This window comes from Caulobacter sp. FWC26 (assembly GCF_002742645.2).
Classification (GTDB): domain Bacteria; phylum Pseudomonadota; class Alphaproteobacteria; order Caulobacterales; family Caulobacteraceae; genus Caulobacter.
The window spans coordinates 2,573,820-2,587,473 of record NZ_CP033875.1 but is presented as its reverse complement, the minus strand read 5'-3'; the positions used below and the strand labels follow the sequence as shown (position 1 = coordinate 2,587,473).

The window sequence follows — 13,654 nt, the reverse complement described above, 5'->3', positions numbered from 1 at the left end:
CGGCTCGGCCGGTCCTGCTATTTGCGGCTTCGGAACGAGCCGCTCTTCACTCCAAGGTTCGGGCCATCCCTGAACGGAATATCGCAGGCGCTGCGATCGTTCAGGAAGGTCTCGGCGAAGTATTTCAGAAGCCGGGAATCGCGCATGACTTCCAAATCGCCGGGCAGGTGATTGATCACCTCCTGGCTTGCCAACACAATGAGCTTGGCCCGAGGGCGCGAGGCCATCACGTTGAAGCGATTGAGCGACAACAGGAACTCGTCCTCATCCGCGATCGCGTCCGGATCGCCCAGCGCGTAGCTGGCGATGATCACGTCGCGCTGCTGACCCTGAAACCGCTCAACCGTGTTCACCGCATCGCGAATGAGGCTGCGGTCGTCACCGAGGGGCTCGAAAAGCGCCTGCAGTTTGGACACCACGAGAGCCTTATGGGCCCGGTGAGGAGTGACCACGCCAACAGCCGTGGTCCAGAAGCTCTTCGCGTCGTGCACCCCTGTACCGGCGGCATCGGGATCGCCCCGCAGGCCTGAGCCCAAGTGGCCTCGCAACATCCAGAGCAACGAAGCCACGACCTGGGCCTCAAAATCGTTCCATTGGCTGCTGCGGCCTTCCGGATAGATGAAGGCAGAAATCGGCTGGGTGGGCTCCAAGAGCCGCGCAATCGCCGGATCGAATGCGAGGCTCGATGGCCAGTCCGTTGGGACGGCCAAGGGGAGGGGGCTTTCAACCCGCATGCGAAGATCGGGAAACCGCGCGGTGAGACCGGCCGGATATCCGGCGAAACGGCCGAGGCCGACGATTTCCTTGTTCGAGCGATAGTTTTCGAGCAAGTCCTTCGAGGCCACCCCACGATGGTTCGCCAGAAATTCGTAGACCGACCCAACGAGCGACTCGAGGCCGAGCGGCGCCTGGACCGCCTGGATCGGGGGCAACTGCTTGGGATCGCCCACGACGATCGCCGATCCGCCAGCCGCGAGCGGCGCGAGGGCCAGCACCGCGCTGGCCATGTCCATCTGCGAGGCCTCGTCGATCAGCACAATATCGAAAAGTGGTTGCGCGACGCTGCCCCCTTTGATGCCCGCGAACTTGGTCACCTGTTGGGGAGGAGCCGACACGATCGCAGACATCGTCCGGCCGCTCAGCAGATCATGCAGGTGGTGGACGCCCGGCTCGGCCTTGTCGTTGTGAAGATTGACGCCAACCGGCAGACCGGGCGCATCTTCCTTCGAATCCGATCGTAGACGGGCCAGCCTGACCGCACCGGTCGTCGCCGCACCGAGCTTTAAGATCTGGTCGAACGTGCGCAACACGACGTTGTCGGTCGCGTCGTAGGTGTTGCTGGTCACCAGGATGCGGATGACCTTGCCGGCGGCGTGCGCCTCAAGCAGCAGCCCCATTAGAATGGCCCGCAGGGTCTGCGACTTGCCCGTGCCCGGCGGCCCCCAGATGAGCGCGAGGCGCTTTTCCATCGCTTCGCGCCAAGCATCCCACTGGCTGTCGTTGAGCTCAATGCCCAGCGTTTCCAGCGTGGCCCGAGCTGCCGTCGCATTCCTGCCAGTTGCGGCCAGCGCGGTGTTCTTTGTATCCCAGAGCACGTCCGCCACCGGCACATGAGCCGTTGCGGTTTTGGGCGCAGCCTTGCCGATGACATTGGCGGTGGGCGCGCCAGCGCTGATCGCCAGAGGCGGATTGCCAATGGCCTTGAGCGCCGCCTCCAGCCTGTCGGTCAGGAAATCCTGGACCTGCTTGTCGAGCACGACGTCGCGCCGGAGATCTAGCGAGGATTCGATCTGTCTCAGGAAGGCGTCGACCTCCGGCTTGAACGCTACGGCGACGAGGCGGGCATCGCGATCGATCGCGACGATCTGCGTCGCCGTCAACTTTCCCGGAGATCCAAACTCACGGATCCAGTACGGAAGGTTCTGCGGCAATGGCGTTCCGCCAGTGAAGTCGTTGAGGCGCCGGGAATAAAAGCCGGCCTCCGACGCGGGCGAGAGCGCGCAGAGGAACTCGCCCTCCTCGAACTTCGCCTCCCTGGAGCCCTCCGCCAGCGTATAGATTCTTACGCCGGGGCGCAGCATGACGCCGAGCGTTTTGGCCGCCGCCGCGAGATCTGTTCCCATCAGCTCCGCGTCAAGCCGGGCGGCCAGATACCGCGCTTCTCGTTCATGGACGGGCATTGCCAGGGCGATGCCGTGCTCCAGGCTGGCGACCTGCGCATTAAGGCCCGCAAACGCATACCAGACCTGTCCATCGGCGCTCACGCCCCGCAGCGATGCCGGCGGTTTGATGTCCGAGATCTTCGGTGCACGACTGCTTAGGCGGCCCTGCAGGTCGACGCGAAGCCGCCACATGACCGAATGCAAGGCTCTAAGCTTGGTGATCACCGTCGAGCGCAGCTGGGTGACCTGCTGACTCCAAGGACGGGGCTGGCCCATGCGGGTCCAGATTTCATGCGCTCTTTCCGAGGGGACTTGGTCGGAGAGCGGATCTTCGAAGATTACCGGGACGCGGAACTCGAACGGCGTGCCCCCCGGCTTCACCGGCGGCGGGTATTTTCGCGCCAATTCGAGAAGCGAATAGTAGTGGGGGATCGGCGCAGCGACGAGCGCTTGGACCGCGTTGCGAACGATGGTGATCGGCGCGTTCACCGAGCGCAACTTGGCGTTCTCGATGATCTCTTCAGGCGGAAACAACCAGGCAAGCTTCTTCAGGCTGCCATCGGCTAGAACGTGCTGAAGGTTGCGGCCGATTACCCGCAAGAGGTGCTCGTAGGTGACGGTATCCCAGATGTAGATTTGAACCGTGGCGTCGGCGTTCGCCTTGGTCGCGTCGGAAAACGCCTTCTCGAGATAGGCCAGGAAATTCAACAGTTCACGGGTTTCGCTTTGGACACTTCGCGTGTCGTTCACGAACACCTGCGCTTCAATCTTCTCTCGCTGCCCGTTGATCGAAGAGTGTCCGCCGACCCCGAAGGCCAGGGTGAGGCCGCTTCCCAGGTCGAAGTCGGCCGACAGATAAAGATTGAGGTCCGCCCAATTTGGGATGACCGCCGACGTCCCCGACCCCGCCGGAATTGCGCTGCTGCCACTCGCCAACGACTGCGCGCGACCAGCAACCACCGTTCTAGTCGCGCGCAGTTTGGGGTGGCAGTCGAAAGCCGCGTCGTCCGCCTGCAGCGGCGCCAGTGAGCCGGTGGTGTTGATGTTGCGGTCGCCGAGCGCGCGCCGGGCGCCACGGGGCAGGAAAGCGATCGAGCTAAGATGGCCCTGCGCCCTGGCCATGGGCATGCAATGATCAGGGTTTTCCTGTGTCGTCGCGTTCCACACATAGCCTAGGTATTCGCATCCACTGCACGCGGTGCTCACGTGCCAGTCGAGATTCTTCCAGGGGCTGGCGAGAACCTGCGGCAACTCGACGACGAAGAAGTGCCTGAGACGGGGAGCGAAGACATCGATCTCGAGGGTCTCGATATCTTCGGCCAGGGCGATTGCCAGATCCTGTGCGCTCGCCGTGGTCCCGGCCTTCTGCCGGTCGGCCTGCAGTCGCACGATCGCTGCGGCTTCATGCGACCCCGGCCAGATGGCCGCCTCGGCGACGACCGCGTATCGGTCGGCAAAACCGTTGTCGGTGAGCCAGCCAGCGAGCGCCAGCGAGTAGTAGGTGATTTCCGCGAAATAGGAGGCGCTAGGCTCGGCGGTCATTTTGATGTCGATGACGCGCAAGCCAATCCGACCGTCCGCGTCGTGGACTGAGCCATCGGCCTCCACGATGCGGCCCACCTCCGCTGGACCAATTACCTGGATCAGGTCCGGCACCAGCCTGGCAAATCCTAGGCCGTAGGTGACCGCCAGGGCGTCAATGCCGATGGCGGACTGAAAGGCTGCCCCCACTTCGAACGCAGGCCTGACCAGAAAAACGCCCGGCTGGGCGTTGGGCATGACAGTCTGCAGCTTCTGGTCCTGGAAGTCGGAGCCGGTGACGACGCCAACGACGGCCGCCGCGCCGAAGGTTGCCTGCAGATCCTTCAGCTTGTCCTGCTCCCAACGGCCGCCTTCCTGCGTCAGCGCCGCCATACCAGCACGGGCGACCGTTTTGGGCGGCATGCCCTGTGCGTCCCGTTCCGGTTGATACTGCTTGTTTTCAGGCGAAAGGAGCAGGCGCAGCTGACGTGGGCAGTCAGTCCGGAAGTAATTGCTAACGACGCGTTTGCTTAGATACGGCACCGAGCTCCCCTTTTTACTTGGGGACAATCTAGGGTCGTCGCAGCGCGTCCTCAAGCGCGATCAGCTTCGAGTCGTCCTGTCTTCGGGTTGGCGACAACGCCTTGCCGACCAAAGCCGCCCTTCGAAGCGCCGCCGCGTCGATCGCATTGAATGGAAGGGCCAGTTCGCCATACCGGGCGAGCCATCCGGAAACCTCGGCCTCAACAACGGCGACATCCTTGTCGCTCACACCCAGGACGGGTGTGGGGCCTGCGCCATGCCGCAAAACGAACACCGCGTCCCACAGGCCTCGATCACCCTGCGCATGCAGGCCGCTGCCTGCTTCGCCGGGCATGGGCAGGACGCTGGTAATCCGCAAATCGGTGCGCGCTATGGCCTCCGCAAGCGCCAGCCAGGCGGGCGCGTCGGTATGTCGGTAGGAGAACGCGACAATGCCATCGGACTTCAACACGCGGGCGATCTCTTCGAACGCATGGCCCAGGCCTTCGGTGTAGCGCTCGACGCTGCCGGCCCGCGACTTGTTTGCGACTAGGCTGTTGGCCAGGATGTCCTGCTGTTCGCGGGCATCGAGCACATCCAGGCCCTTGAGCCAGGGTCCGAAGAACCGCGCCAGCTCGGAGTAGGCGATATTGTCGAAGTAGGGTGGATCCGTCATCACGACATCGATGGACCCGGTCTCCAGAAAGGCGAGATTGCTCGCTGTTCCCATGTGGATCTGGTTGACCCTCTGATGGGCGCGCGTCGGGACCTCGATGAAGGCCTTGGCGCCGACCGGTTCCTTGGGGCTTCTGGCGTAGGCCGCCGCCGAAGTCAGCTTGCGGATCGCATTCGGGAAGGTGCCGCGTCCCGCCCGCTCGACCCAGGGATTGAGTTCGACCGGGCGCTGGATGTGCCGAAAAGCCCTCAAGGAGAACAAAGGCGTCAGACGTCGCCAGCCCCCGGCATAGGACGCCATCATGCAGTTGGTGGTCAGGTGGTCGCTGAACGCCATCGCCACCGCGCCGCGTAGAGGCTGATCGAGGCGGGAGATTTCCTTGGCGAGGAGACCCAAATGCAGGAGTTGCCGGGCGTTGAACAGGTCCCGCCAGCGGCCATATCCGTAAGCGCTCAATCGCTCGTCCGACCATCCCGAGGTATCGATCCCATCCTCTGGGATCAGCACTTCTCCCGCCAGCTCCGCCTCGGCTAGCGCCGCTTCGGCCCGCTCGTACAGGCGTACATCCTCGGCGGTGGCTGATCGGAACGTCCGCTCCGTCATCGGCACAACGCGATTGCCCGTGCCTGGCGCGATCGTCTCCGCCGCGAACAGGCGCCAGCGAGGAGCGCCGCGGCGCCGGCCGTACTCGATCAGCTGCTCGCCGTGCTCGCAGTGCGGGCACTGCGCACGGCCGCGCACCACGGCGCCATGATCGCAGGCGGTGTGGTGACCGCAGCTGATGCAGTCGAACGACGCCGTGTGCGCTGCGAGCGCGTGGATCGCGCCGCAGGAAGCGCAAAAGGCGTGACGTGAGACGCCGTCATCGGCAAGGACGTGATTGGGATGCGCGTCGAAATGAGCACCGCAGCCGCCACATTCCACGACCTGAACCCAAAAGTGATGCACAACCTGGTCATCGCCCTTGAGATGGTAGTCAGCCAGGCGACGTCCGACCTTGGCCTTCAGGTCCGCGAGGGTAGGGCTCAGGTCGGGTAGGCCAGCGGCTCCCAGCTCCATTCGGCTGACGGCGCAGGCCACGGGATCAACGTCACAGCCATAGGCCGTCGCGCCCAGACGTGAGGCCTCGAAAACCGACGTGCCTCCGCCAACGAACGGATCCAGCACCTTCAAACCGGTGAGGTCCGCGCCCCCATAGTACAGCTGCCCAAAGTCGGCATTGGGCGGCGAGGTGACCCCGATGAGTAGGCTGCGGAAAACCGATCCCAGTCTACGGGCAAACCACTTGTGGGCGGTATAGATAGGACGCGGACGCCGCCCCTCTCGTATCGCGAAGTTGACTAGCTGTTCGATGGGAAGCTGGCCGGCTTCCACGAGGGACCGCCGATAGACCCTGGCGCGTCTGCGCGTCGTTTTCTCGTTTTCCTTCAGGGACGTCGGCATTACTTTCCTCTGGATCGTTCCTCCAGGTCTCGCGCCACTCGACTGTGCATTTAAAACGGCGACTCGTTCGCGTCCACAGGTGAAGATCGTTCGCCAACAAGTTGATCGATCAAATTGCAGCCTTGAACGGTGGGGCGGTCGAAAACGGCCCTTCCGCAGCTCCGCTCGACCGGAGGCATGTTTGTCGCTGAGCGCTCTCACCTACACCTCGCGCCGCACGACTCCAGGGTTTCAGACCCCATTGTGCGGTTAAGCTGCACCGCGTAGACGAAAAGCAAAACTCGCAACCGAGAGTGGCTCCTTGTATATCGAAAGCCTCCGCCTGCGAAACTTCCGATGTTTCGGGGATCAAGCAGAGGTCGTCACGTTCGACCCAACCTTGACGGCGATCGTTGGAGCCAATGGCGCCGGCAAGACGGCGATCATTGGCGCGCTTCTGAAATTGTTCGGCACCCGCGCCGAGGATCGCAAGCTGGCCCGAGAAGACGTTCACTTCGGGCCGTTGGAGGAGCCCGGCAGCTTGATCTTGGCCGAAGAGGTCACTCCAGACCCGTTTGCCGCGATCCTGGGTCAACCACCCCCCGTCGCTCCCGCCGGTTCCCAGACTGGCGCACCAGAGGGCGAATCCAAGGTCAAGACGGTCACCAGCCGCGAGGTCGAAATCGAGGTGACACTGGCTTTCCCCGAACTCAACGGCGTGGCGGGCGAGAGTGATGCGGTGCCGGAAGTTTTCCGGGCGATGTCAGCGGCGGGCCCTGGCCAGCCCCTTAAGACCCGCATCCGGCTGGAGGCCACTTGGACCTATGGCGCGGCGGACGACGACATCAGCGCCAAACTCTACTGGATCACGACGCTCGACCCTGTCCCGTTCGGCGACCGCGATATCGCCAAGCTGCCCTTCTCGAACGCCGACCGGCGCCGGTTCGAACTGCGTTACCTTCCGGCGACACGAGACGGCAACGCCATCCTCAAGCTGGCTCTGAGGGAGCTGCTCGCCTGGCTCGAGAAGTTTGGCGACTGGAGCGGCGGCCAGGAGCCCATGGCGAAACAGTGGGATGGTCTACAGTCGATGTTCGACGCCATGCCGGCGATCAGCAAGGTCACCGGCGAACTGGCGGGCACCTGGAAGCGCCTGTTCGACGGGCCGCACTTGAAGACCCCAAGGCTAACGGTTCTGGCTAGGGAAATTCAACGGGCGCTTCGTGAACTCTCACTCACCCTGGGCGATGCGCCCGGCGGACGCCATCGTCCCGTCCAGGACCTGAGCGAAGGGCAGGCCTCGCTGTTCTACGTCGCCTTGGTGGTGACTTTGTTCAAGTTGGACGGAGAGCTGGCGCGCGCGAAGATCGATGGCTTCCGTGAAGTTGAAGCCGTCAGGCCGTGGCTGACCGTCTTCGCTCTCGAGGAGCCGGAAAACCATCTGTCGCCGTTCTATCTGTCGCGGATGATCAATCTGCTCAAGGAGCAGACCAGCACGGACGCGGTCATGGGGGTGGTGACCACCCACTCGGCCAGCACATTGCGGCGAGTGGCGCCTCAGCAAGTTCGTTTCGTGCGACATGACGTTCAGACTTTGACATCGAAGGTCCGGGAGATCGCACTGCCGCCGAAAGCGGACGATGCGTACAAATTCATCCAGGAGGCCGTGACCAGTCATCCAGAACTCTACTTCGCTCGGCTCGTCATTCTCGGGGAGGGGCGTTCTGAGGAGGTTGTCCTGCCGAGGATCGCCCGCGCGCTCCACGCCGACCTCGAACTCGACCCAGCCTTCGTCGCCTTTGTGCCGCTCGGCGGCCGACATGTGAACCACTTCTGGCGGTTGCTGAACGGTCTCGAAATTCCCTACGTCACGCTGCTCGATTACGATCTTGGCCGACATGGTGGCGGCGCGCGGAGGCTGCGCTACGCAGTAGAGCAACTTCGCGCTCACGGCCTGCAAGGCCTTCCTCCACCCCAGGACCCTGTGGTCTGGGATAGCTATGCGCCGCACGATCTCGACCGTTGCCTTAAGTGGCTGCGTGAACAGAACTTGTTCTATTCTGCGGATCTCGATCTCGATATGGCGATGTTGCAGGCCTTCCCCGTCGCCTATGGCAAAATCGCCGAGGTGGATGTGACCGGGGTTGTCCCGGGCGCCTACGTGAAGTCGGTGTTCGGCAAGGAGGGTTTGGGCCCCGCAGCCTACATCACACGACCCGCGCCTTCGGATCTCCAGCAGGCCCAATATGGAGCGCTCTTCAAGGGCGGCAGCAAACCCGTGTCGCACGTGGCGGCGCTCGCCGAGCTGGACGATTTGACCCTAAACGCGTTTGCGCCTGAGCCGCTCCGAGCGCTGTTCGAGCGCTGTAAGGTCCTCTTGGACGTCACACCCGATGCTGGAGCGACCCCGTGATGATCATCGCACCCGATGCGTGGTCACCGCCCGACGGGATCCAGCTCGACACGGAAACCATGGCTGCGGTGCGCAGCACCAACAGCTCGGTGATCGTCGCGGGACCAGGAGCAGGCAAGACCGAGTTGCTGGCGCAACGCGCGGCCTATTTGCTCGCCACCAATTGCTGCAAGGCCCCACGCCGAATCCTCGCCATCAGCTTCAAGCGCGACGCGGCTCGCAATCTGCAGGACCGGGTCGCATTGCGGGCGGGAGAGGATCTGGCCCGACGACTTGAGAGCTACACCTTCGATGCGTTTGCCAAGAGCCTTCTGGATCGATTTGGGTCCGCGCTGCCGGAGTGGTGCCGACCGGCCCGCAACTACGACCTGGCGTTCCCCGGCTGGCGCGACTGGAATGAGTTTTCAGAGGAATACCGCCGCGTCAGCGGCGTCTATATTTCTGGACAGGATATCAATAATGGCCACGCGACCTTGCTCAGCGAACCAGGGCCTCTGTCGCTGAACTATGACCAGTCTGCGATCGTCAACGCCGTCGGTGCCTACTGGTGGAACAAGTCGCTTACCTCAACGCCGCCGCGGCTGACGTTTGGTATGATCGCGACGCTGGTGATGACGCTGCTGAGGCACAATCCACAGATTAGGGCCGCTCTGCAGCGCACCTATTCCCACGTCTTCCTGGACGAATTCCAGGACACGAACAGCCTGCAGTACGGCCTGTTGAAGGAGGCGTTCCTGGGCTCGGATGCGATCGTCACCGCGGTTGGCGACAGCAAGCAGAAAATCATGACCTTCGCCGGCGCCCGCTCCGGGATCTTCAGGGAGTTCGCCCAAGACTTCCAGGCCACGGCAGTCGCCCTGACCAGCAACTTCCGCTCCAATTCCAGAATCGTCGACATCGTCAACGCCATGGCGCGGCGCCTGGAGCCCGACGCGGTTTTGGTCCGATCCGCCCGGCCAACCGCGCCGCTGCCAAACCCGGTCGACGGTGTTTTGCACTACTCGGACGCGCATGAGGAGGCCGAGGATCTCGCGCGCACCATCGCCGAAAACATCCGAGATCATGGTCACAGACCAGCCGACTTCATGCTGCTCGTGAGGCAATCGGCCAATCAGGTCGAGCAGGTGTTGGCTCCAGCCTTCGCGACCCAGGGACTTGTCCTACGTAATGAAGCCCGCAACATCGGCGACATTCAGATTCAAGACTTGATGACCGAACCTCTGGCGGATCTCGTCATCGGCGTGATCCAGATGGGCGTCGGCGATCGGGAGAACGCACCGTTCCACCGGGTCAGGTCGATGATCGGCGCGGTGTTCGGCGATGCCGATGATCGGCCTGCCTCCGAGGCTCGCGTGGAGCGTGCCATTCGCGACAGCGTCAAGCATGTCCGGCAGGTCTCGGCGCAATTGCCCACGGTCGAGGCCATTCCCCAACTGGTCGATAATATCTTGGCCCCGTTCGGTGATGCGGCGCTGCGGCAATTGTCGGATGACTATGCGAAGCCAAGCCGTCTGTCGGCGATCCGCGATTCAATCGTGGCGTTCCTGCAGGAGGGTACGGTGGGCGCGAGAGCCTGGATCGACGCCATACATCGGTTCCTGGGTTCCGGTCAGGTCAGACTGATGACCATTCACAAGAGCAAGGGGCTGGAAGCCCACACGGTCATCTTCCTGCATCTTCAGGACAACGGCTTTAACAGCAATGCCGATATGGCCGAGGAGGCCCTGACCTTCTTCGTCGCGGCGTCCCGTGCTCGCGAACGTTTCTTCATCACCACAACAAGTTCAAACAGAGCAAGAGTTGAACCGCTGTGGGAGATGGTTCGCGCGGCAGGGATAGCAGAAATAGCACCGCCGACAGGATCATGACGCTAGCGTAAATGTGGTCGTTATTTCGCCTGGAGGCTACCAGAGTGTTGCACCCGTCACTGACTTGACGTGCCGATTGACCGCACCGCCAGTCTTGCCCGCTAAGGCTTTGACTAGCTTGAGATAGTCGTCGACAGATTTTTTCTTAACGCTTGCTTCGTCAACGCCGCGGTGAGCGATGTTCCCTCTCAGCGTCACAAATCGGTCCAGCTTATCAGCAGCAGCCTTGGCGTCGGTCTTGGGGGATATTTTCCAGTTGCTGGCAATGTCTGTAATGCCGACGGCGTCATCGAACAGCTTGTTTATATTGTAAGATTTTGGAGTATTAAGGGTCGTGTTTCGACTTTCTTGGAGTTTTCCCAGTCGGGATGTCAAAAATGCTCGCCATTTGTCGTCGGATATGTCCCAGATCGAAATCTCATTTTTATCTTCTTTAAGCTCTTTCGCTATTTGTTTTTTCAGTGACTTTGGCAATGCGTCGGCCGATTTTGCGTTTTTGACTATATGCTCGAGCCCCTCAGCAGCAATATCTTCGCAGTAAGCCTCCCAGAAGGCGGTGATAAGAACAATCGCTGACTTGTTGAGGACCTCAAGCCCATACCGTCTACCCTTACCCTTGCCGCCGAGTTGGGTATGGAGTTGCAGAAGTCGCTCCACGTCTTTGACGTGGTTGTCGAATGATTTCCGAGCTTGGCTCGCCATATACTCCACGCCCCCGACCATGACGCTCGTAGAGCTAGCAGGATAAGGTCAAGCTCGACTACTGGTAAAGCACGCCCTGCTTCAAGGGCCGCTTCCCGGCCGGGTCACTTCCGCCCATGGCGCACGACCGAATGTGGCGTCGCTCTATCCGACTTTGCCTTGAGCCGGCGACTCGGATTGAGGTCGCGCGTCTCGCATGAGGTTTCGATGGACGCTGAAGACTTCACGACGCTGGCGATGGGCCTGGGGCCGGGCGTTCAGGCCAAGGCGATCTTCGAGACCACCCAGTTTCGGATCGGCGGCAAGGCTTTCGCGACCTTGGGCTGGCCAGCGGCCGGTTGGGCGGTGGTGAAGGTCTCGCCGTCGCGCCAGGCCTGGGCGCTTTCCCTCAGTGATGCGGCCGCGCCCGAACCTGGTCGGCGGCGCAATGCCGGCATCATCCTGCTGCGGCTGGCGGCGCTGGAGACAGACGCGGCGGCCGAACTGCTGGCGGCGGCCTGGTCCGTGGCCACGCGCACTGGCGCGGCGCGGGGCAGAGCAGGGACAGTCGGCGCGCAGGCGTCCGTGATTTCGATCTAGGGGACGAGCCGCTTCTCCAGCGACGCCGCCGTTTCCCTGTCTTTGTACGCCAGGGTACGACGCGCCGATTTGGCTGTTGAGATCGGCCGATTACGGGTCTTCTTACTCATCCCCGTGGAAACCGGGGATCAGCCGTGGACCTTTCCGAAACCGAACTTGGACGCGAGCGCAGCCGCCAGATGCTGCGCACGGCGCTGGGCCCGCTGCTGTTGGCGCGCCTGGAAGACCCCGGTGTCGCCGAGGTCATGCTAAACCCCGATGGCCGGGTGTGGATCGACCGGCTCGATGCGGGACTGGTTGATGCTGGCCTGTCGGTTTCGGCCGAGGACGCCGAGCGGATCCTGCGGCTGGTGGCCCATCATGTCGCCGCCGAGATCCATGCCGGACAGCCGCGACTGTCGGCCGAGCTCCCCGGTACGGGTGAGCGCTTCGAGGGCCTGATGCCGCCGCTGGCGGCCGCCCCGACCTTCTCCATCCGCAAGCCCGCGAGCCTTGTCTTTCGGCTCGACGACTACGTCCTGTCGGGCGTGATGTCCGACCGCCAGGGCGAGATCCTGGCCCAGGCCGTGCGCGAGCGCGCCAACATCCTGGTGGCCGGGCCGACCTCCAGCGGCAAGACCACCCTGGTCAACGCCCTGCTGGCCGAGATCGCCATGGGCGGCGATCGGGTCATCCTGCTGGAAGACCTGCGTGAGCTGCAGTGCTCGGCGATCAATCAAGTTTCGCTGCGCACGCGCGAGGGAGTGGCCAGCCTCACCGATCTGGTCCGCTCAGCTCTGAGGCTGCGGCCCGACCGCATCATCATCGGCGAGGTGCGCGGGCCCGAGGCGCTCGATCTGATCAAGGCCTGGGGCACGGGCCATCCCGGCGGCGTGGGCACCCTGCATGCCGGCTCGGCCCTGGGGGCGCTGCTGCGCCTGGAGCAGCTGATCCAGGAGGCGGTGGTCACGGTGCCGCGCGGCCTGATCGCCGAGACCATCGATGTCATCGCCGTGCTCGCCGGACGCGGGCGACAGCGACGCCTGACCGAACTTGTCCGCCTGGAGGGCCAGGCGCCCGACGGCGCCTACCAGCTCAGCCCCGCCTGAGACCCTAAGCCCCCCCAACCCCCCGACATTGTTGAAGGAGATGGTCTCGTGTCCACGAGCCTTGCCCTGCCGCGCGCTTATGCGCCCGGCCAGCCCATCCATGCGCGCCTTCGCGACCGACTTCCCAAGCTCAAGCCGTGGCTCCTGGGCGGCCTGACCCTGGGCTTGGCGCTGATCAGCGCCCAGGCCCAGGCGGCCGGCTCGGGCATGCCCTGGGAAGAGCCCCTGCAGCAGATCCTGGAGTCGGTCGAAGGGCCGGTCGCCAAGATCATCGCGGTGATCATCATCATCGTCACGGGCCTGACCCTGGCGTTCGGCGAGACCTCCGGCGGCTCTCGCAAGCTGATCCAGATCGTCTTTGGGCTGTCGATCGCCTTCGCCGCCAGCTCCTTCTTCCTGTCGTTCTTCTCGTTCGGCGGCGGAGCGCTGGTCTGATGGCGGGCGATCGCGCGATCGGGTTCGCCGCGCCCGTCCATCGGGCCCTGACCGAACCGATGCTGCTGGCCGGCGCCCCGCGCGCGATCGCCCTGGTCAACGGCACCCTGGCCGCGGCCCTGGGCGTGGGCCTGCGGCTCTGGATCGTCGGCCTGGCGGTCTGGCTGGTCGGTCATGGCCTGGCCGTCTGGATCGCGCGGCGCGACCCGCAGATCTTCGACGTGGGCCGCCGCCACGTGCGCCTGCCCGTGCGCCTGGAGGCCTGA

9 protein-coding genes are annotated in these 13,654 nt (G+C 63.4%); 6 read left to right on the top strand and 3 right to left on the bottom strand.

Annotation, left to right across the window (positions count from 1 at the left end; all coding sequences use genetic code 11):
- Positions 1-17: 17 nt before the first annotated feature.
- Together CSW63_RS13745 and CSW63_RS13740 are read right to left on the bottom strand one after the other, a co-directional pair.
- Complete coding sequence (locus CSW63_RS13745; RefSeq protein ID WP_127846976.1) at positions 18-4,226, bottom strand: DEAD/DEAH box helicase; 4,209 nt, start codon at positions 4,224-4,226, stop codon at positions 18-20.
- Positions 4,227-4,254: 28 nt separating this feature from the next.
- The gene (locus CSW63_RS13740; protein ID WP_099503387.1) at positions 4,255-6,324 is read right to left on the bottom strand and encodes a hypothetical protein; all 2,070 of its coding nucleotides are present in this window, start codon (positions 6,322-6,324) and stop codon (positions 4,255-4,257) included.
- A gap of 301 nt (positions 6,325-6,625) precedes the next feature.
- Between CSW63_RS13740 and CSW63_RS13735 the strand changes: the two genes are divergently transcribed.
- Positions 6,626-8,716 (top strand): ATP-dependent endonuclease, encoded by a 2,091-nt coding sequence (locus tag CSW63_RS13735; protein WP_099503389.1) that lies wholly within the window; start codon positions 6,626-6,628, stop codon positions 8,714-8,716.
- Entirely contained in the window at positions 8,716-10,584 is a 1,869-nt protein-coding gene (locus CSW63_RS13730; RefSeq protein ID WP_099503391.1) for a UvrD-helicase domain-containing protein, read from the top strand. The genes CSW63_RS13735 and CSW63_RS13730 overlap by 1 nt, the downstream gene beginning before the upstream one ends.
- 36 nt (positions 10,585-10,620) lie before the next feature.
- Here the strand turns inward: CSW63_RS13730 and CSW63_RS13725 are convergent, their stop codons facing one another.
- The gene (locus tag CSW63_RS13725; protein WP_127846974.1) at positions 10,621-11,286 is read right to left on the bottom strand and encodes an MAE_28990/MAE_18760 family HEPN-like nuclease; all 666 of its coding nucleotides are present in this window, start codon (positions 11,284-11,286) and stop codon (positions 10,621-10,623) included.
- 207 nt (positions 11,287-11,493) lie between these two features.
- Here CSW63_RS13725 and CSW63_RS13720 point away from each other — a divergent pair, with 207 nt between their 5' ends.
- The 4 genes from CSW63_RS13720 (at position 11,494) to CSW63_RS13705 (ending at position 13,654) form a co-directional block, all read left to right on the top strand.
- Positions 11,494-11,865: an MmcQ/YjbR family DNA-binding protein gene (locus CSW63_RS13720; RefSeq protein ID WP_099503393.1), complete on the top strand. Its 372-nt coding sequence runs from the start codon at positions 11,494-11,496 to the stop codon at positions 11,863-11,865.
- Between the two features lie 179 nt (positions 11,866-12,044).
- Entirely contained in the window at positions 12,045-12,953 is a 909-nt protein-coding gene (trbB, locus tag CSW63_RS13715; protein ID WP_099503980.1) for a P-type conjugative transfer ATPase TrbB, read from the top strand.
- 144 nt (positions 12,954-13,097) lie between these two features.
- Positions 13,098-13,388: a TrbC/VirB2 family protein gene (locus CSW63_RS13710; protein ID WP_099503982.1), complete on the top strand. Its 291-nt coding sequence runs from the start codon at positions 13,098-13,100 to the stop codon at positions 13,386-13,388.
- Positions 13,388-13,654: a VirB3 family type IV secretion system protein gene (locus CSW63_RS13705; RefSeq protein WP_099503395.1), complete on the top strand. Its 267-nt coding sequence runs from the start codon at positions 13,388-13,390 to the stop codon at positions 13,652-13,654. The genes CSW63_RS13710 and CSW63_RS13705 overlap by 1 nt, the downstream gene beginning before the upstream one ends.

Bases quoted from the DNA above. Each gene is read 5' to 3' on its own strand.
- CSW63_RS13740 (WP_099503387.1), bottom strand. From the start codon at position 6,324: ATGCCGACGTCCCTGAAGGAAAACGAGAAAACGACGCGCAGACGCGCC.
- CSW63_RS13725 (WP_127846974.1), bottom strand. From the start codon at position 11,286: ATGGCGAGCCAAGCTCGGAAATCATTCGACAACCACGTCAAAGACGTG.
- trbB (WP_099503980.1), top strand. From the start codon at position 12,045: ATGCTGCGCACGGCGCTGGGCCCGCTGCTGTTGGCGCGCCTGGAAGAC.
- CSW63_RS13705 (WP_099503395.1), top strand. From the start codon at position 13,388: ATGGCGGGCGATCGCGCGATCGGGTTCGCCGCGCCCGTCCATCGGGCC.
- CSW63_RS13730 (WP_099503391.1), top strand. From the start codon at position 8,716: ATGATCATCGCACCCGATGCGTGGTCACCGCCCGACGGGATCCAGCTC.
- CSW63_RS13720 (WP_099503393.1), top strand. From the start codon at position 11,494: ATGGACGCTGAAGACTTCACGACGCTGGCGATGGGCCTGGGGCCGGGC.